The organism is Nocardioides hwasunensis (assembly GCF_014779665.1).
Classification (GTDB): domain Bacteria; phylum Actinomycetota; class Actinomycetes; order Propionibacteriales; family Nocardioidaceae; genus Nocardioides; species Nocardioides hwasunensis.
The window spans coordinates 445,571-463,426 of record NZ_JACXYY010000004.1; the positions used below are offsets into that span (position 1 = coordinate 445,571).

General features: G+C 68.9%; 17 protein-coding genes. 6 read left to right on the forward strand and 11 right to left on the reverse strand.

From position 1 onward, the window contains the following. Positions 1-38: 38 nt before the first annotated feature. The 3 genes from IEZ25_RS12035 to IEZ25_RS12045 form a co-directional block, all read right to left on the reverse strand. Positions 39-320, reverse strand: coding sequence for an excalibur calcium-binding domain-containing protein (locus IEZ25_RS12035; protein ID WP_191199654.1), 282 nt, complete (start codon positions 318-320; stop codon positions 39-41). Positions 321-409: 89 nt separating this feature from the next. Beyond that, positions 410-1,231, reverse strand: coding sequence for a nuclease-related domain-containing protein (locus IEZ25_RS12040; RefSeq protein WP_191199655.1), 822 nt, complete (start codon positions 1,229-1,231; stop codon positions 410-412). Positions 1,232-1,336: 105 nt separating this feature from the next. Further along, the gene (locus tag IEZ25_RS12045) at positions 1,337-2,305 is read right to left on the reverse strand and encodes a thermonuclease family protein (RefSeq protein ID WP_191199656.1); all 969 of its coding nucleotides are present in this window, start codon (positions 2,303-2,305) and stop codon (positions 1,337-1,339) included. A gap of 99 nt (positions 2,306-2,404) precedes the next feature. On the opposite strand from IEZ25_RS12045, the gene IEZ25_RS12050 reads away from it, so the two are divergent. After that, complete coding sequence (locus tag IEZ25_RS12050) at positions 2,405-3,055, forward strand: endonuclease/exonuclease/phosphatase family protein (RefSeq protein WP_191199657.1); 651 nt, start codon at positions 2,405-2,407, stop codon at positions 3,053-3,055. A 112-nt stretch (positions 3,056-3,167) separates the two neighbouring features. On the opposite strand, the gene IEZ25_RS12055 is transcribed toward IEZ25_RS12050, so the two are convergent. Together IEZ25_RS12055 and nrdR are read right to left on the reverse strand one after the other, a co-directional pair. Beyond that, complete coding sequence (locus IEZ25_RS12055; protein ID WP_191199658.1) at positions 3,168-6,035, reverse strand: vitamin B12-dependent ribonucleotide reductase; 2,868 nt, start codon at positions 6,033-6,035, stop codon at positions 3,168-3,170. 106 nt (positions 6,036-6,141) lie between these two features. Then, positions 6,142-6,618: a transcriptional regulator NrdR gene (nrdR, locus tag IEZ25_RS12060; RefSeq protein ID WP_191199659.1), complete on the reverse strand. Its 477-nt coding sequence runs from the start codon at positions 6,616-6,618 to the stop codon at positions 6,142-6,144. A gap of 346 nt (positions 6,619-6,964) precedes the next feature. Between nrdR and IEZ25_RS12065 the strand changes: the two genes are divergently transcribed. Continuing rightward, entirely contained in the window at positions 6,965-7,312 is a 348-nt protein-coding gene (locus IEZ25_RS12065; RefSeq protein WP_191199660.1) for a hypothetical protein, read from the forward strand. 103 nt (positions 7,313-7,415) lie between these two features. Here IEZ25_RS12065 and IEZ25_RS12070 read toward each other — a convergent pair whose 3' ends face one another. The 3 genes from IEZ25_RS12070 to IEZ25_RS12080 all read right to left on the reverse strand — a co-directional run bounded on the left by IEZ25_RS12070 (position 7,416) and on the right by IEZ25_RS12080 (position 9,319). Beyond that, a complete protein-coding gene (locus tag IEZ25_RS12070) occupies positions 7,416-8,192 on the reverse strand; it encodes a hypothetical protein (protein ID WP_191199661.1) in 777 nt (258 codons plus the stop codon). Further along, positions 8,192-8,587, reverse strand: coding sequence for a hypothetical protein (locus IEZ25_RS12075; protein ID WP_191199662.1), 396 nt, complete (start codon positions 8,585-8,587; stop codon positions 8,192-8,194). The genes IEZ25_RS12070 and IEZ25_RS12075 overlap by 1 nt, the downstream gene beginning before the upstream one ends. Positions 8,588-8,968: 381 nt before the next feature. Continuing rightward, positions 8,969-9,319, reverse strand: a complete 351-nt coding sequence (locus tag IEZ25_RS12080; protein ID WP_191199663.1) for a LysM peptidoglycan-binding domain-containing protein — start codon at positions 9,317-9,319, stop codon at positions 8,969-8,971. Positions 9,320-9,594: 275 nt separating this feature from the next. Here IEZ25_RS12080 and lexA point away from each other — a divergent pair, with 275 nt between their 5' ends. The 4 genes from lexA to IEZ25_RS12100 all read left to right on the forward strand — a co-directional run bounded on the left by lexA (position 9,595) and on the right by IEZ25_RS12100 (position 12,921). Beyond that, entirely contained in the window at positions 9,595-10,317 is a 723-nt protein-coding gene (gene lexA / locus IEZ25_RS12085) for a transcriptional repressor LexA (protein WP_191199664.1), read from the forward strand. 150 nt (positions 10,318-10,467) lie between these two features. Continuing rightward, complete coding sequence (locus IEZ25_RS12090; protein ID WP_191199665.1) at positions 10,468-11,685, forward strand: NAD(P)/FAD-dependent oxidoreductase; 1,218 nt, start codon at positions 10,468-10,470, stop codon at positions 11,683-11,685. An 87-nt stretch (positions 11,686-11,772) separates the two neighbouring features. Continuing rightward, the gene (locus IEZ25_RS12095; RefSeq protein WP_191199666.1) at positions 11,773-12,486 is read left to right on the forward strand and encodes a sulfotransferase family 2 domain-containing protein; all 714 of its coding nucleotides are present in this window, start codon (positions 11,773-11,775) and stop codon (positions 12,484-12,486) included. Positions 12,487-12,498: 12 nt separating this feature from the next. Beyond that, positions 12,499-12,921: a DivIVA domain-containing protein gene (locus tag IEZ25_RS12100; protein ID WP_191199667.1), complete on the forward strand. Its 423-nt coding sequence runs from the start codon at positions 12,499-12,501 to the stop codon at positions 12,919-12,921. A 12-nt stretch (positions 12,922-12,933) separates the two neighbouring features. Here the strand turns inward: IEZ25_RS12100 and IEZ25_RS12105 are convergent, their stop codons facing one another. The 3 genes from IEZ25_RS12105 to secD all read right to left on the reverse strand — a co-directional run bounded on the left by IEZ25_RS12105 (position 12,934) and on the right by secD (position 17,823). Beyond that, positions 12,934-14,928, reverse strand: coding sequence for an ATP-dependent DNA helicase (locus tag IEZ25_RS12105; protein WP_318152194.1), 1,995 nt, complete (start codon positions 14,926-14,928; stop codon positions 12,934-12,936). A gap of 77 nt (positions 14,929-15,005) precedes the next feature. Further along, the gene (locus IEZ25_RS12110) at positions 15,006-15,152 is read right to left on the reverse strand and encodes a hypothetical protein (RefSeq protein ID WP_191199668.1); all 147 of its coding nucleotides are present in this window, start codon (positions 15,150-15,152) and stop codon (positions 15,006-15,008) included. Positions 15,153-15,351: 199 nt separating this feature from the next. After that, positions 15,352-17,823: a protein translocase subunit SecD gene (secD, locus tag IEZ25_RS12115; RefSeq protein ID WP_191199669.1), complete on the reverse strand. Its 2,472-nt coding sequence runs from the start codon at positions 17,821-17,823 to the stop codon at positions 15,352-15,354. Positions 17,824-17,856 lie beyond the last annotated feature (33 nt).

Here is a 17,856-nt window from a genome sequence, read left to right on the forward strand (position 1 = left end):
TGAGGGCCACTTCACGGACACGTGTGGCGTCGGTCAGGTCAGGCCTTCTCGCACGCGATCCCGTCGCCGTCGCGGTCGAGCCCGCGGTTGGCGCGCATCGCGGTGTTGTAGAGCGCGGTGTCACGGCGGAAGTTGGTGACCGGCGTGCCGGACGTACGGTCGCGGGCGTTGGCCCGACCGACGCCGTGCGGCAGGCGCTGGTTGACGGTCGTGCAGTTCTGCCACTGCGACGGCACGGCTGCCTCAGCCGGAACGGTCAGCACCAGGACAGGTGCTCCGAGGACGACGCTGGCGATGGCGCCGACGTACTTCTTGCGCATGGTGGATCCCCCTTGAGCGACGAGGGGCCAGCATGCGTCGAGTGGCATCGTCCTGTCCGGCGAACGGCGGAACCGGGTCGACCCGGACTCTACGACCGACCCTGACCCTCCCGTCGCTCCTCCTTCTGCTGCTGCCGCTGCTCCCTGGCCGGCTTGGTCTGTGCCGGCTCGGCGGGTGATGGCGGGACGATCACGGCCGAGACCTGTTCGCTGAGCCATCCCGTCGCCTTCTCGAAGCCACCGGTCAGGAGCGCGACCATCAGGGCGGCGGCCACTGCCAGGCCGGCAAGAGGATTGCTACGCCGACGCTTGGGCGAACGTCCTGCCCTCCGCTGGGCGGCTGTCTTCGGCACTGCCGCGACCGGGTGCCGAACAGCGCCTGCCGCGATCGCCTCGGCGCAGCGGCGTACATCGTCGTCGCCGAGCAGGTGCGGGCGCGCCGTCAGCATGGTGGTCAGCGTGGCGGTCGAGCAGACCTCGACGCTCCACGACTTCGTCGCCACAGGCTCGTCCCGCACGAAGCACAGGACACCGACGCAGGGAACAGGCTCGACGAGCTCTCCGACGGCGATCGCCGCTGCCGTCACCGAGGAGACGGTCTGCTCGCGCTGACGACCGTTCTGGCGCAGCACCTGGTCGCGGACCTCGATCCGGCCCGACCAGTTCTTGGCGTCCACGACGAACACGCCACTTGGCCCGACCACGACGTGGTCGAGGTTGGCGCGCTGCCGGCACGGCCAGGCAAGGTCGTGCAGGACGACCCATCCCTCGGGCAGCGCCTCGAGCGCCCGTGCCACCGCGGCCTCACCGTCGGCGCCACGCTCCCAGAGCGCGGCGGACCGTTGCAGCCGCTCGGCCTGCTCGCGCTGTCGCCGCGCCATCTCGTACGCGGACTCTCCTGCCGATGCCATCTCGACCACCCCCGGCGGTGAGGGTAGGCCTCGACTCACTCAGCTCGCCAGCGAATCAGCGGAACGATCCCAAAGGATGAAGGCCGCGCGGCGCATGCTCAAGCGTCAGCAGGGGTACCAGATCACGCCGCCCGGGCGATAGCAGCGCGGACCGGTGTAGCTGTGCGGGACGCCCGGCGGCCACCAACTGCCACCACTGTTCGTGCTCGAACCGCCACTGTTGTCTCCGCTGTTGCCTCCTGACTGGTTGCGGATGATGTTCCACTGGCGCGTCTTCGATGCTCGCACTGACTTCACCCGGCGGAGGGCAGGTGCCCGGAGGGTCTTGGTGTAGGTGGTGAAGAAGCCGGACTTGATCCCGTAGCGAGCCGCCGACGCTGCGGTGATGAGCGCGACAGCCTGGTTGAGCTTCCTGTTCGCGGAGTCGTACTGGGCACGGGAGCGCACGGGCATCGACTGGGCCTGCGACACCATCGCGTCGGCCCGGCGCACACGGGACACCGGGGTGCATGAGCGCCGTGGGCTGAACATGCCGACACCTGCACGCTTCGCCTTTGCGGCCGCGCTGGCGACTCGTCCGTAGTAGGTGCCGTTGGGTGCGATGCTCAGGGGAAATCCGAGTCCGCGCTCAGCGAGGGACACAGACAGCCACTCCCCGCCATCTGGTTTCACCAGGGCAAGCAGCCGGTCATATGGATCGCGGAGCTCTCGGTCGTATCGCAACGCGATGACCTGCCCGCTCGGCAGTGCGCGCCGGGTGTGGGCGGTGGCCTGGGCTGCCATGCAGGTCCCAACCTCAGGAGTGTCGATGTTCAGAAATCGCACCCGCTCCTGCGTCACGCCGACCGACGCCACGATCGTGTCTCCATCCACCACACGCACGACCGCCCCTTCCTCCGCAGGCGCAGCAACGGCAGGCACGGAGACGAGAGGGAGGAGAAGAACGACCAGCACGGCAGCGGCACAAGTCATAGCTCTCGCCGAACGGCCATGGGAAGAGGCGCGGGACGAGCCCAGGTGCGGCACGGTGGAGACTCCGATCGAATGGATGGTCACAGCAACCGCAAACTTCACCACTCGGAGCCTCAACGTGTCTGCGGATCCAGCGAGGAGCAGACTTTCGGACCACCGCGTGACCCACTACCCAGCTTCGCGACCTGTGAGGATCCTTCCGTGCGGATCGGAACCTGGAATCTCGCTGGCCGGTGGTCGAGCGATCACCTCTCACTGATGGAGGAGGCCGACTGCGACGTCTGGCTGCTCACCGAGGTGAGCGAACGGACCAGTCTGGCCGGCCATGCGTTGCACCTGTCCCAGGCACGGATGACAGCACGGCGTCGATGGGCAGGCGTTGCCAGCCGACTGCCGATGTCGTCGTGCCCTGACCCGCACGCCGCGAGCGCGCAGGTGCAGGTCGGTGGGCTCACGCTCGTGAGCTCGATCCTGCCGTGGAAGGGCGCGCGCTCGGCCCCCCCTTGGGTCGGCGACCGGCATGCGACCAAGACGGCTCACGCGATCGATGACCTGCTCCTTCGCCTCCGTGCTGCCGACACTCTGGTGTGGGGTGGTGACTGGAATCACGCGCTGGTCGGAAGGGAGTCCGCCGGGTCGAAGGCCGGTCGGGAGTCGGTCCTCGCGGCGCTGGACGAGCTGGAGCTCGACGTCCCGACCACCGAGCTACCGCACGCACTCGATCACCTGTTGAGCATCGACCACATCGCCGTGCCGACAGGGTTGTCCGCTACCGCGGCACGGGTCGTCGCGGCGTCCGGCAGTAAGCGGCTCTCCGACCACGATGCGTACGTCGTCAAGATTGACTTGTGACTGCCCGGCAGATGCCGATCCGCCCTGCGACGTCACGAGGCGGACTGAACCTCCAGGCATGAGACGAAAGGCCCGCCCCAGATCGGGACGGGCCTTCGACGTGTTTCTCAGATCAGCTGCAGCCGCTGGTGCTTCCGCAGCCCTCGCACACGTAGCACGAGCCAGCAGGCCGCATCTTCGTGCCGCAGGTCATGCAGAGCGGCGAGTCGACGGCCGTGCCGGTGAGCTGCTCGAAGAGCTCGGCGGTGGTCTTCGCCTCGGCCGGGGCCGGCTTGGCGGAGGCCTCGACGATGTCTGCGTCCCTGGTCTCGACGGACTCGACCGGCGCGGCGAGCTCGACGAGCTCGGAGGCGTTGCCGGTCTCCTCCACGAGCGGCTCGTAGGAGCCCGTCTCGAGGTGACGCTGGCGCTCGTCGGCCGAGTAGATGCCGAGGGCCGAGCGCTCCTCGAAGGACAGGTAGTCCAGGGCCAGGCGACGCCACACGTAGTCCATGAGCGACTGCGCCATGCGGACGTCCGGGTCGTCGGTGAGGCCGGCGGGCTCGAAGCGCAGGTTGGTGAACTTCGAGACGTAGGTCTCCAGCGGGACGCCGTACTGCAGGCCGATCGACACCGCGATCGAGAAGGCGTCCATCACGCCGGCGAGGGTCGAGCCCTGCTTGCCGAGCTTGAGGAACACCTCGCCGAGCTGGCCGTCCTCGTGGGCGCCGGAGGTCATGTAGCCCTCGGCACCGCCGACGGTGAACGACGTGGTGCGGGAGACGCGCGACTTCGGCAGGCGCTTGCGGACCGGGGCGTAGACGACCTTCTCGACGACCTTGGTCTCGACGGCCGAGTCGGCCGCAGCCTTGTCGGCGGCGTCCTTCTTGGCCTTGCCGCCACCGTCGGACAGGGGCTGGCCGACCTTGCAGTTGTCGCGGTAGATCGCGGTCGCCTTGAGGCCGAGCTTCCACGACTGTAGGTAGACGTCCTCGATCTCCTCGACCGTGGCCGACTCGGGCAGGTTGACCGTCTTGGAGATCGCGCCGGAGAGGAACGGCTGCGCGGCAGCCATCATCCGCACGTGGCCCATCGGCTTGAGCGAGCGCGCGCCCATGGCGGTGTCGAAGATCTCGTAGTGCTCGAGCTTGAGCGACGGGGCGTCGATGACGTGGCCGTGCTCGGCGATGTAGGCGACGATCGCCTCGATCTGCTCGGGCTGGTAGCCCATCTTCTTCAGGGCCCGCGGGATCGTCTGGTTGACGATCTGCATGGAGCCGCCGCCGACGAGCTTCTTGAACTTCACCAGCGAGAAGTCGGGCTCGATGCCGGTGGTGTCGCAGTCCATCATGAAGCCGATGGTGCCGGTCGGCGCGAGCACGGAGGCCTGCGCGTTGCGGAAGCCGAACTTCTCGCCCAGCTTGACCACGTCGGCCCACGCCTGGGTGGCGAGCTTGTGGGTGCGTCCGTCCTCGGTGTGCAGCACGCGCACGACGTCGTTGGCGGCCTGGTGCTTGCGCATCACGCGCTTGTGGGCCTCGGCGTTGCGGGCGTAACCGGCATACGGGCCGACGATCCCGGCGAGCTCGGCGCTGCGCCGGTAGGACGTACCGGTCATGAGCGAGGTGATCGCGGCGGCCATCGAGCGGCCACCCTCGGAGTCGTAGCCCAGGCCCATCGCCATGAGCAGCGCGCCGAGGTTGGCGTAGCCGATGCCGAGCTGGCGGTAGTCGCGGGTGGTGTCGCCGATCGCCTCGGTCGGGAAGTCGGCGAAGCAGATCGAGATGTCCATCGCGGTGATGATGAACTCGACGGCCTTGGCGAACAGGGCGGCGTCGAAGGTGTCGTCGTCCTTGAGGAACTTCAGCAGGTTGAGGCTCGCGAGGTTGCAGGACGAGTTGTCGAGCGACATGTATTCCGAGCAGGGGTTGGACGCGGTGATGCGACCGGTCTCGGGGTTGGTGTGCCAGTCGTTGATCGTGTCGTCGTACTGCAGGCCCGGGTCGGCGCAGGCCCAAGCGGCCTCGCTGATCTTGCGGAACAGGCCCCGGGCGTCGACGGTCTCGATGACCTCGCCGGTGCCGCGCGCACGCAGGCCGAACTCGGTGCCGTCCTCGACGGCGCGCATGAACTCGTCGTTGACGCGCACGGAGTTGTTGGCGTTCTGGTACTGCACGGAGGTGATGTCGGCGCCACCGAGGTCCATGTCGAACCCGGCGTCGCGGAGGGCGCGGATCTTGTCCTCCTCCTTCGCCTTCGTCATCACGAACTCCTCGATGTCGGGGTGGTCGACGTCGAGGACGACCATCTTGGCCGCACGACGCGTCGCGCCGCCCGACTTGATGGTGCCGGCGGAGGCGTCGGCGCCGCGCATGAAGGAGACCGGGCCCGACGCCGTACCGCCGCTGGAGAGCAGCTCCTTGGACGAGCGGATGCGGGAGAGGTTGAGGCCGGCACCGGAGCCGCCCTTGAAGATGAAGCCCTCCTCCTTGTACCAGTTGAGGATCGAGTCCATCGAGTCGTCGACCGAGAGGATGAAGCAGGCCGAGACCTGCTGCGGCGAGGCGGTGCCGACGTTGAACCACACGGGGCTGTTGAAGGAGAAGTACTGGTTGACCAGGAGCCAGGTCAGCTCGTGCTCGAAGATCTCGGCGTCGGCGCCGGAGGCGAAGTAGCCGTGGTCGGCGCCCGCCTTCGTGTACGTCTTCACGATCCGGTCGATCAGCTGCTTGAGGCTCCACTCGCGGGCCTCGGTGCCGACCGCGCCGCGGAAGTACTTGGTCGTGACGATGGTCGAGGCGTTCACCGACCAGAAGTCGGGGTACTCCACGCCACGCTGCTCGAACACGGTCTCGCCCGTCTTCCAGTTCTGCTGGACGACGTCGCGACGCTCCCACGTGATCGCGTCGTAGGGATGCGTGCCCTCGGTGCTGAAGACGCGCTCCAGCTTGAGGCCCTTGCCCTTGGCCGCCTTGCCGCGGGTGCTCACCGTCTCGGTCATGTGGGCTCCTGGTTCCCTAGTTCTTCTTCAACTTCGCGAGTCTTCTCGCGGCTGCTTGGTAGGCCCGGCAGGCAGCTTCCCCACTCCCTGCCGGGCCGATCGTGGGTCAGCCCGACGTGACGGGCTGATCGTCCGCGGCTCGTTCGAGCCGCAGCATCTTGATCTCGGCGTCGAAGTCGTCGACCGACTCGAACGCGCGGTAGACGGAGGCGAACCGGAGATAGGCCACCTCGTCGAGGGCGCGCAGCGGCGCCAGGATCGCGAGGCCGACGTTGTTGGCGTCGAACTCGGCCTGACCGCTCAGGCGCAGGGCGTCCTCGACCTCCTGGCCGAGGCAGGCGAGCTGGGCGTCGGTGACCGGACGGCCCTTGCAGGCCTTGCGGACGCCGGCGATCGCCTTGTCGCGGTTGAACGGCTCGGTCGCGCCGGAGCGCTTGAGCACCGTGAGCTGCATCTTCTCCACCGTGGTGAAGCGGCGGTCGCACTGCGCGCAGCTGCGTCGGCGACGGATCGAGCCACCGTCGTCGGCGACGCGGGAATCGAGGACCTTGGTGTCCTCGTTCTTGCAGTAGGGACAGTGCATGCTGGTCCTCCTCTCGCGTCGTCAGGGCACGCTTCACACACCCCTCTCAACAGGGTGTCGCCTGGGGATGTTCCTGTGGAGAACTGCCCTCAGGCTGTGCGCTTCGGCCTCTAGCTTGTGCACCAGATGTGGATAACTACAGCGGTGTAAGTACTAGATGTAGTGGTAACCGTACGCCCCGACCACAACCGTTGGCAAGCGAATGCGGCAGCCCGGCCGATCAATTTGGCAGGACCCTCAAACGTGCAGGTCAGCGGCCTTCGGGACCCACCGAGAGCGGCGTGTCGAGATCGAATTGTGGCCCGTTCCGGTGTCCCACTCAGGCCACATCCGCCACAATGATCCCGTGGCCACGGGGAAGAGAGCAGCGTCGCGTCGCGGCACTCCGGCGCCCCGCAGCCTGAACCGAGCCGCGCTCCTGCTCGGAGCTGCGATCACGGTCTGCGTGATCGCCTGGGGCTACCTCGTCTACGCCGCCATCGACTTCGGTACGGCGGCCCGCGGGGGCAGCTCGTCGGCCTGGTCGTTCATGGCCCTGGCCTGCCTCGGCGCGATCGCCTGCCTCTTCGTCGGCCTGCTGCTGGTCGCGCGGCTCGTGCGGGCGCTGGGCATCACCTCGGCGCCCTCCACCGGGTCCTCGGACTCCCCGGACCGGCCGCCTCGCCCGGTCGGCGGGAAGCGCGCGGCTCGCTAGGTCGAGGTCTGCTCGTCGATGCTGCGAGCGATCCTCGACCTAGCCGCCATCGTCTTCAGATGGCGGAGCCTCTGAGCCATCTGGTGACTCGGGGACTCCACTGTCATCGCAGGACGAGCTGTGGGAGCGCCTCGACGACCTGCAGGTCAAGGCCCGCGCCCGGGACGGTGAGCGCGTCGGGGATGGAGACCCAGTCGCCGTTCCCGATGCGGTACTCGCCGGTGTAGGTCGTGTCGAGACTGACGACCACGTCGCCCTTGCGTGCGTACTCGTGGGTGACGTCGAGGTCAGGGTGCGGCCGGCCGGGGCTGGCGGTCGAGGTGCTGTCGCCATCACCGAAGTGGAAGGCGTACGTCGTCGGCGTCGCGCGGATCGTCACCGACCGACCGACGATGGTCAGGCTCTGGGACACCGTCTTGTTGTCGAGCGTGTAGAAGTTCGTCTTGAAGTTCACCAGCGTCTTGCCGTCTGGCGGCTGGACGACGAGTGCCGACTCGGGCCAGGCGATCCGCTTGAACTCCTCAATCGCCAGGGCGCCGATGTCGATCTGCTCGACCTCTTCCTCCGGCACGCAGACGTCGCCGACGTCGGTGCCGTCCATGTAGACGTCGTGGACGAAGCCCGTCTGACCGTTCTCGATGCACTCGACGTACTCCGTGCAGATTCCACCGTTGCCGCACTGGATGTTGACGACCCAGGTGTGTCCGTCGCCTGAACTGGCAGCAGACGAGTACTCGGAATACGACCAAGAACAGTCAGATGCCACCGCCTGCCAAGTCACTTGGATGCACGAGGCTGGATCAGCTGCACTTGACTGGGCGATAGGGCCCGCCCCCAGACCTAGGAGGCTGAAGATGGAGACAACGACCAGTCGCTGCATCAGATCACCGCGTAGTTGCGCATGATGAAGCTGCCTGCCTTTGCCCGCAGAATCATCCGATAACGCTGGGTGGCCGCGGGAAAGGTCTGATCCGGCTCCCCCGGGGTGACGATGCGCAACCGCGCAGCCCGCACATCTACTACATACGTCGGAGGCTCAGCTGAGTCCCGAACCATGTCCAGCACCTCCGAGCCTTCGAAGTCGACTGCCCCGCCGTCCGCGTAAACGTCGAGGACCTGTTGTGCGTAGGTCCTGCACGCCTGGCAGCCTTTCGAGATAGCAAGAAACGTCGAAGCGTCGCCAGTCACGACCATGCTGTCGGCTGCGGCTTGCCAGCGCCGGATGAAGTCCTCCGGACTCTCCGCCTCGGGCTCCGGCGTCTCGGTCTCCGTCACGTCCTCGGTCGGAGAGGACCTCGTCGGGTCGGGGATGTCGGGCGTGGGCTCGGGGTCGCCTCCCCCACCCGAGCAACCAGCGAGCAGGAGAAGAGCGGAGGCGAGCGCCAGCGCGCGGCGTACGTGCATGGATTCGGTGGCCTTCCCGGGAACGTCAGCACCGTCAAGTTACCCATGACGGCATCGCTTGAACCAGACCCACGGCAAAGCCTGTGGACAACCCACAGCCCGGGTGGCGGCGATCTCCGAGCCCACTGCGCTGGCGTTGCACCGCCGCCGGACCGTGCCGAAATACGCCGAGGGGCGGGCCACGGGGCCCGCCCCTCGTCTTCCCCTTGGTCCACCAGCCGGGGTCGAAGCGACTGGTGGAGGTCTACGCGCCTAGTCGGTGACGACCGGGACGCGGAGCTTCTGGCCAGCGTCGAGGCTGGCGGACTCGAGCGCATTGAGGCGCTCGATCTGGCTCATCATGCCGCGGACGTCACCGTCGGTGGCCAGGTCGCTGGCGATCCCCCACAGGGTGTCGCCGGGCGTGACCTGGACGACCTCCGTCGGCGCGGCCTGACCGGCCGAGTCGGTGCCGACGGCGCCACCGGCGAGCATCATCGCCACGCCGAGCACCAGGAAGAGCGATGTCACGAAGACCACGAGCCGCCCGCGACGCGTCAGCCGAACGGTGGAGCTCGGGCGGGCGGTGGGAGTGAAAGCAGGTGCAAGGCTGAGGGTGCTCATGGTGGCCTCCTGGGGAAGTGTCAGCCGGATCGTGTCTGTCGAGGAATGTCTAGTGACGACCACCGACAGCGGGCCTGAGTCGATCAGGCGTTCGATCGAACAGGTGTACGACGTTAGAGCACGTGTTCGAACCTCGTCAAGCACCCGGTCGAACAATTGTTCGGCGGACTGCTGCCCGAACTCGCGACACGCGCGCTTCGAACAGATGTTTGATACCCCGGCGCACCGGCGGCTACGGTGAGCCAACAGCCACCGCGTCGAGAGGTTCTGAAGAGATGGCCAAGTCAGACGACAAGAACGTCATCGAGATGCCCGACGGTCCCCCGGACGCGACCGGACTGACCCCGCGTCAGCAGCGGGTGCTCGCCACGATCAAGGACTCGATCGAGACCAAGGGCTACCCGCCCTCGATGCGCGAGATCGGCCAGGCCGTCGGCCTCACGTCGTCCTCGAGCGTCGCCCACCAGCTCCGCGTGCTCGAGGGCAAGGGCTTCCTCAAGCGTGACCCCAACCGGCCCCGCGCCCTCGAGGTGTTCCTGCCCGAGGTGATGGCCGCGCGCCGCTCGATCTCCCACGGCGACGAGTCCAGCGTCGACGAGACCGGCATCGGTGACGTCGCCCCGACCGCGGTCAACATCCCCGTGGTCGGTCGCATCGCCGCCGGTGGCCCGATCCTGGCCGAGGAGCAGGTCACCGACGTCTTCCCGCTGCCCAAGCAGCTCGTCGGCGACGGCACGCTCTTCCTGCTCGAGGTCTCCGGCGACTCGATGGTCGACGCAGCCATCTGCAACGGCGACTACGTCGTCATCCGCCAGGAGCAGACGGCCGAGAACGGCCAGATCGTCGCCGCCCTGATCGACGGCGAGGCCACGGTCAAGACGCTCCAGCGCAAGGACGGACACGTCTGGCTGCTGCCGCACAACGAGTCGTACGACCCGATCCCCGGCGACAACGCCACGATCCTCGGGGTCGTGACGGCGGTGCTGCGCAGCCTCTGACCCCGGGGTCGCCCGGCGCCCTGGGTCTCGACACGGGCGCTGGGCGCCCTGCTCGACCGGCGGGAGCTGACGCTGGGCGACCTGCTCGACCGGCGCACGACCACCCGTGGGTGCGTTGAAAGGTCACCACCCACGGTCCACGATGGCTGCATGAGCATCGTCGAGCAGTCCTACGACTACGTCATCGTCGGCGGGGGTGTCACGGCCGCCAGCGCGGTGAAGGGCATCCGCTCCGAGGACAGCAGCGGCACGATCGGGATCCTCGGCTCGGAGCCGGTGAAGCCCGTCTACCGACCGGACCTGTCCAAGGACCTCTGGCTCGACGACGACAAGAGCCTCGAGGACTCCTCCCTCGCCGGTGACCTCGACGGTGACGACGGCGTCGACCTCGTCACCGACACGACCGTGACCGAGATCGACCCCGGCGCACACGTCGTACGCCTCGCGGACGGCACGAGCATCGGCTACGGCAGGCTCCTGCTGGCCACCGGTGCCGAGCCGCGCACCCTCGCGGTCGACCCCGGCCCGAAGGTCGTCTACTACCGCACCGCCGCCGACTACGAGCGGCTGCGCGCCATCGCTGCGACGGGCAGCCACGTGGTGGTCGTGGGCGGCGGCTACATCGGCTCCGAGATCGCCTCCGCGCTCGTGCAGAACGGCGTCGACGTCACCCTCGTGCTGGACCTGGAGGACGTGCAGGAGCAGATGTTCCCGCGGGCTCTGGCCGCCACGCTGACCAAGGCGTTCGACGACCGCGGCGTGACGATCGTGCACGGCTCGGTCGAGGGCGGACAGGAGCAGGACGGTGGCGTCCGGATCCGCCTCGAAGACGGCACCGACATCACCGCGGACGGCGCGGTCATCGGCGTCGGCGTGCTCCCCCGCACGGGCCTCGCAGAGGCAGCCGGACTCGACGTCGACAACGGCATCGTGGTCGACGCGCACCTGCGCACCAGCGTCGAGGACGTGTACGCCGCGGGCGACGTGGCGGCCTACCCCGACGCGCTCCTCGGCCGCCGTCGCGTCGAGCACGTCGACCACGCCGAGAAGTCCGGCGAGCTCGCCGGCCGGGCGATGGCCGGTGCCGACGCGACGTACGACTACACGCCGATGTTCTGGTCCGACATCTTCGACTACGGCTACGAGGCCGTCGGGGAGACGAGGAGCGACCTCGACATGGTCGAGGACTGGAAGGACGGCGAGATCGGGACGGGCGTCGTCTACTACCTGAGGTCCGGCCACGTGCGCGGCGTGCTGCTGTGGAACGTCTGGGACAGCGCGGACCAGGCGCGTGAGGTCATCGCCGAGACGTCGGACGCGCCGGTGGCCGACCCGGAGACGCTGCGGGGGCGCATCGCGTTCGAGTGAGGTGTGGTGCCGAGGGGTACCGGGTCTCGTGACAGGCGCCAGGGCGCCTTCCTCGACCGACGAGGCGGGCGCGGTAGCCTCGCGGCGATGTCCGACCCCACGCTGTTCCGCACCCGCCCGGGCAACCGACGCAGGCTGACACCGGCCGGCGAGGCGGAGGTCGAGCGCCTGGCCGCCGCGGGTGAGCGGTCAGGCTGGCTCAGCCCGCTGGCGTACAACCTCACGATCAGCCACAGCCACCGGTTCGTCTGGTACCGCGTGGCCAAGGTCGCGACCCGGACGATCCGCCACCACTTCGAGAGCCACGACGTCACGATGGACGTCGACCACGCGATGCGGATCCGCTACCCGCTGGCGGCGTACGCCGACTACCTCACGTTCGCCTTCGTCCGCGACCCGCTCGACCGCTTCGTGTCGGCGTGGCACGACAAGGTCGTGGACAACAACTACTACCGCTTCGAGCCCGATCAGCTGGAGCGGATGCAGACGATCGAGGAGTTCGCCCGCTGGACCGCGGCGCAGGACCTCGCGGCGGTGCCGGGGACCGACCAGCACCTGACGCTCCAGAGCCGGATGATCGACCTCAACCGCGTCGACCTGCTGGGACGGCTGGAGACCTTCGACCGCGACTTCGCCGAGGTGTGCCAGCGAGTCGGTGCGCCGGCCGTGCCGACCGCGCCGAAGAACCAGACCGCGCCCGGCGGGCGGGACCGGCAGGTCTCGGACGAGCTGCGGGAGCTGGTCGCGACCATGTACCGCCGCGACTACCAGGTCTTCGGCTACTCCCCCGACCGACCCTGACGAAGGACCCCGATGACGCTCGAACGCCCCCGCTTCACCACGACCAAGCTCCGCGAGGGCTATGACACGGGAGAGGTCGACTCGCTCGTCGACCTCGTCTTCCTGGTCCTGGCGCACGGCGAGGCGAACCTGTCCCCCAGCTCGGTCGAGAACTACCGATTCACCCCGACGCGGCTCCGTGACGGCTACGACATGGGCGAGGTCGACCAGTGGCTCGACGAGGCCGTCGTCGCACTCGCCGATCACCGGCGCAAGCCGGGAGCGGGCCCGAGCGCGGCCGGTGCGACGGCGTACGCCACTCCCCCGGCGACCCCGGCCGGCTCTCCCACCCGCTCCGACGCGATCGTCGAGGTGGGCGGCGGCACGAACCGCACCGTCCTCCTCGTGGTCGCGCTCGTGGTGCTGGCCGTGGCGGCCTACGTCCTCTTCCGCTGACGAGCGCGCGGGCTACGCCTCGCCCAGCCGCTTGAGCGCCTGGCGCACGAGCCCCGGATCGACCGTCGACCACATCGGCGGCAGCGACGCCTTGAGGAACCGGCCGTAGCGGGCGGTCTCCAGCCGCGGGTCGAGCACAGCGACGATGCCGCGGTCGGTGGTCGTCCGGATCAGCCGTCCGGCTCCCTGCGCCATCAGCAGCGCGGCGTGGGTGGCCGCGACCTGCATGAAGCCGTTGCCGCCGGCCTGGTCCGCGGCCTTCTGCCGTGCCGACATCAGCGGGTCGTCGGGCCGCGGGAACGGGATCCGGTCGATGATCACCAGCTGGCAGGTGTCGCCGGGGACGTCGAGGCCCTGCCAGAGCGAGAGCGTGCCGAACAGGCACGTGTGCGGGTCCTCCACGAACTGCTTGGCGAGCTCGGGCAGCTGGGCGTCGCCCTGCGCGAGCGTGGTGAGGTGCGGCAGCCTCGCGCGGACCGCCTCCGCCGCCGTCTCCGCCGCCCGACGGGACGAGAACAGACCGAGCGTACGGCCGTCGAGCGCGTCGACGAGGTCGCAGATCTCGTCGAGCTGGGCCTGGCCGAGACCGTCGCGGCCGGGCTGCGGGAGGTGACGGGCGACGTAGAGGATGGACTGCTGGCCGTAGTCGAACGGCGAGCCGACGTCGATGCCCTTCCACGGCAGTGCGTTCTCCGGATCGCTGCTCGCGACCTGGGAGCCGATCCGCTCGGCGGGCTTGAGCCCCAGCGAGGTGGCCACGGCGCCGAACTCGCCACCGAGCATCAGCGTCGCGCTGGTGAAGATCACCGTCTTGTCGGTGAGGAGCTTGTCTCGCATCGGCCCCCACACCTGGAGCGGTGCGACGTGCAGCCGCGCGGGGAACCGGTCGCGCGCCTCGCCGAGCCAGAGCACGTCAGCCTGCGATCCGGCCGCCATCCGCTCGGCGTTGACGAAGACCTCCTGCACCATCCCCTTCGACTGGGTGCGCCCGGCGTCGCCCTCACCCTCGCCGCCGGACTCGCGGGGATACGCCGAGACGCAGGCACGCGCCGCGTCGCGCACGAGCACCAGGGCGTCGGACAGCTGCTGCGAGACCTGGTCGATCCGCCCGGGAGGGGTCGCCTCGAAGGCCTCGGCCAGGGCGCCCGCAGCGTCCTCGAGGTCGCCTGCCGGGTCGCCCGACGCCGACTCGGTCCAGCGCGTCGAGCGACGGGCGGCACGCTCGATGTCGGACACCGCGAGCTCGTCGGTGGCTGCCTGGGTGACGCGCGCGGTGAGCTCGTGAGCCTCGTCGATGACCACCGTGTCGTAGTCGGGGATCATCGGCACCTCCTCGATCGCGTCGATCGCGAGGAGGGAGTGGTTGGTGACGACCAGGTGGCTGCGCTGCGCCTTCTCCTTGGCCAGCTCGGCGAAGCACTCCGCGCCGAAGGGGCACTTCGCGGCACCGAGGCACTCGCGGTGGTTGACCGAGACCTGACGCCACTCGCGGTCGGTGTGGCGCGGGGCGTTGTCGCGCTCGCCGCTGCCGCTCTGCTCGGACTCCTCCTCGGCCCACGCGCGCAGCTCGAGGACCTTCTCGGCCATCGACCCCATCGGGACGTCGACCAGGGTGCCCTGGTCGTCCGGGACGCCGGCTCGGATCCGGTGCAGGCAGGCGTAGTTGGAGCGGCCCTTGAGCACGGCGTACGACGTGTCGAGACCGGGCACGTCCTTGACCGCCTCGACCAGCCGCGGCAGGTCGCGCTCGACGAGCTGGTGCTGGAGCGCGAGGGTCGCGGTGGCGACGACGACGCGCTTGTCGTGGAGCATCGCCGGGACGAGGTAGCCCAGCGACTTGCCGGTGCCGGTGCCGGCCTGCACGAGCAGGTGGCGGCCCTCCTCCATGGCGTCGGCGACCTCGGTGGCCATCTGGACCTGGCCGTCGCGCTGCTGCCCGCCGAGCGCGGTGACCGCCTGGGCCAGGACCGTCGCGACGGAGGTGGTGGCGGTGTCGGTCTCAGGCACCCCAGAACCTTACGGGGCGGCGCCGACACGACGTCGTACGCCATCCACAGCGCGCCGCCGAGGAATGGCTGGCGCGCTCAGTAGTTCTTCTTGCGACCGATCTGCTTGCGGTTCATGTGACGCTCGATGCGCCGCTCGGGCTGGCCGAGGACCCGCGACAGGATCTTGACGCGGTACTTGTAGGCGACGACGCCGAGCACGACGATCAGCAGGAGCCAGAGCATGCGGTGAGCCTACGGCAACCCGGCAAGGGCCGGCGGGTCCAGCGAGCGGCTCGAGGGCGACCTTCGTACCCGAGTCTCCCGCTTGTCACCCCAGATCTGGTGTGACAAGCGGGGTGGTCACCGGATATCCGGTGACTCCAGGACCCAGGCCCGGAGGCCCAGAGATCCCAGAGATCCCAGACCCGGAGGCAAGCGGAGGTCAGACGACCGCGCCGGAGTCGTCGGCCGTCCGGACGACCTTCTCCTTCTTCACCCGGCTCATCGGATACCTCTCCTGCAAGTAGGTCAGGATCGGCGTGGCGACGAAGACCGACGACAGCGTGCCGATGCCGAGGCCGACGAGCAGGGCGATGGAGAAGTCGCGCAGCGAGTCGCCGCCGATGACGGCGAGCGCGGCCAGGATGAACATGGCGCCGAGGCCGGTGTTGACCGTGCGGGGCAGGGTCTCGACCGACGCCGTGTTGGCCAGCTCCATGAAGTCCTGGTCGGGCCGCGAGCCCCACCAGCGTTCTCGGATGCGGTCGAAGACGACGACGCTGTCGTTGACCGACAGACCCACGATGGTCATGGCGGCGGCCAGGAAGATGCCGTCGATCGGCTTGCCGAGCCAGGCGAACAGGCCGACGACGATGATCACGTCGTGCGCCATCGCGAGCACCGCGGAGAGGCCGAAGGTCCACTTGAACCGGATGGCGAGGTAGATGAGCTGGGCCAGGAACGCGACGCCGAAGGCGATGAGCGCGTTGTTGCGCAGCTCCTTGCCGAGGGACGAGCCGATCGTCTGGTCGTCGACCTTGTCGACCGTACCGCCGATCTTCGACAGCTCAGCCTCGATCTGGCGCTCCTGGTCGTTGCTGATCTCGCCGGTCCGGACGGTGAAGTCGGCCGTGTCGGCCGTCTGGACGACGGCCTCGGGGAACCCGGCCTCGGCGACGGCATCACGCGCCTGGTCGACGGAGATCTCCTTCGAGACGGTGTAGTCGAGCTGCCGGCCACCGGTGAACTCGACACCGAGGTTGAGGCCCTGGGTCGCGATGCCAGCGACGGCGACGACGAGCGCCGCCGCGGAGATGCCGAGCCAGGTGTTGCGGCGCTTCATCAGCTGCGGGTTCTTGCGCTCGAGCCAGCGGCGCACGCGGCCGATGTCGCCCAGACCGCTGACCATCGGCCGGCGCGCGACCGACTTCGGCGAGACGGCGACGTCGCACAGCACGCGGGCGATGATCAGCGCGGAGATCATCGAGGCGATGACACCGATGGTGAGCGTGACACCGAAGCCCTTGATCGGGCCGGAGCCCAGGAAGAAGAGCAGCCCGGCCGCCAGGAGCGTGGTGACGTTCGAGTCGATGATCGCGGTCCACGCCTTGTTGAACCCGATCGTGAGTGCCCGCCTCAGACCCGCGGAGGGATTGGCCTCGTACTCCTCCCTGGCTCTCTCGAAGACAAGCACATTGGCATCGATGGCCATGCCGATCGCGAGGACGAAGCCGGCGAGGCCGGGCAGGGTCAGCGTGGACCCCAGCCCGACGAGCATGGCGTAGGCGAGCAGGGCGTACGACGCCAGCGCGAGGGTCGCCATGAGTCCGACGAGGCGGTAGACGGCGACGATGAACAGTCCGGTCAGCAGGATGCCGATGAGGCCGGCCTCGATCGACTGGTCGATCGCCGCGGCACCGAGCGAGGGGCCGACGAGGCGGTCGGAGATCGGCTTGAGCTCGAGGGGCAGCGAGCCGCCCTCGATCAGCGCGGCGAGCTCGCCGGCCGACTTGGCGGTGTAGTCACCGGTGATCTGCGTGCCGCCGCCGCGGATGCCGACGTCGCAGCCGACGCTGGTCTCGACCTGGGGCGAGGAGATGATCTCGCCGTCGAGGACGATCGCGATCCGGCGCTTGGGGTCGCCGTCGGGGTTGCAGGCCGCCTTGCCGGTGATGTCGGCCCAGGTGTTGCCACCCTGGCGGTTGAAGTCGATCGCGACGACCCAGTTGACGCTGTTCTGCGGCTGCTGCGCGCTGGCCCCGGTGATCTCGTCACCCTGGATGACCGTGGGGCCGACCGCGAGGTAGTCGCCCTGGTCGGACGGCAGCACGAGGTCGCCCGCGCTGTCCCCGTCGCCGTTGCCGTTGCCGTTGCCCTGGCCGTCGTCCTGGCCGTCGTTCTGGCCGCCGTTCTGGCCGTTGCCGTTCTTCCCGTTGCCCTGGCCGTCACCCTGGCCGTTGCCGTCACCCTGGGTGTCGCCGCTCTCGTCCGGCGCGGCGGTCTCGTCCTGCTGGTCCTGGGCCTGATCGGGGTCGGTCGCCTCGTCGGGCTGCGCGGTGCGGAGCACCTCGTGGATGGTCAGCTTGGCCGTGGTGCCGATGCGCTCCTCGGCCTGCTGCGCCTCCTCGTCGCTGGTGACGCCGGGCAGCTCGACGAGGATGCGGTTCTGGCCCTGGCGCACGAGGGTCGACTCGGCGACACCGAGGGCGTCGACCCGGCCGCGCAGGACCTGCAGGGTCTTGTCGACGTTCTCCGAGGAGGCGGGTGTCGCCTCGGTGCCCTCCGCCTCGAAGACGAACTGCGCGCCGCCCTTGAGGTCGAGGCCGAGGTTGGGCTTGACGTTGATCGCCAGCGCCGCGCACCCGACCAGCAGGCCCAGCACGAGGAGGAAGCGGATCCAGACACCACGGGACATGCGCGACATACTTCCTCAAGGTCGACGTTCGCC

Excerpts from the sequence above, each read along its gene's own strand:
- IEZ25_RS12035 (WP_191199654.1), bottom strand. The coding sequence starts at position 320 with ATGCGCAAGAAGTACGTCGGCGCCATCGCCAGCGTCGTCCTCGGAGCA.
- IEZ25_RS12040 (WP_191199655.1), bottom strand. The coding sequence starts at position 1,231 with ATGGCATCGGCAGGAGAGTCCGCGTACGAGATGGCGCGGCGACAGCGC.
- IEZ25_RS12055 (WP_191199658.1), bottom strand. The coding sequence starts at position 6,035 with ATGACCGAGACGGTGAGCACCCGCGGCAAGGCGGCCAAGGGCAAGGGC.
- nrdR (WP_191199659.1), bottom strand. The coding sequence starts at position 6,618 with ATGCACTGTCCCTACTGCAAGAACGAGGACACCAAGGTCCTCGATTCC.
- IEZ25_RS12070 (WP_191199661.1), bottom strand. The coding sequence starts at position 8,192 with ATGCAGCGACTGGTCGTTGTCTCCATCTTCAGCCTCCTAGGTCTGGGG.
- IEZ25_RS12080 (WP_191199663.1), bottom strand. The coding sequence starts at position 9,319 with ATGAGCACCCTCAGCCTTGCACCTGCTTTCACTCCCACCGCCCGCCCG.
- lexA (WP_191199664.1), top strand. The coding sequence starts at position 9,595 with ATGGCCAAGTCAGACGACAAGAACGTCATCGAGATGCCCGACGGTCCC.
- IEZ25_RS12090 (WP_191199665.1), top strand. The coding sequence starts at position 10,468 with ATGAGCATCGTCGAGCAGTCCTACGACTACGTCATCGTCGGCGGGGGT.
- IEZ25_RS12095 (WP_191199666.1), top strand. The coding sequence starts at position 11,773 with ATGTCCGACCCCACGCTGTTCCGCACCCGCCCGGGCAACCGACGCAGG.
- IEZ25_RS12100 (WP_191199667.1), top strand. The coding sequence starts at position 12,499 with ATGACGCTCGAACGCCCCCGCTTCACCACGACCAAGCTCCGCGAGGGC.
- IEZ25_RS12110 (WP_191199668.1), bottom strand. The coding sequence starts at position 15,152 with ATGCTCTGGCTCCTGCTGATCGTCGTGCTCGGCGTCGTCGCCTACAAG.
- secD (WP_191199669.1), bottom strand. The coding sequence starts at position 17,823 with ATGTCCCGTGGTGTCTGGATCCGCTTCCTCCTCGTGCTGGGCCTGCTG.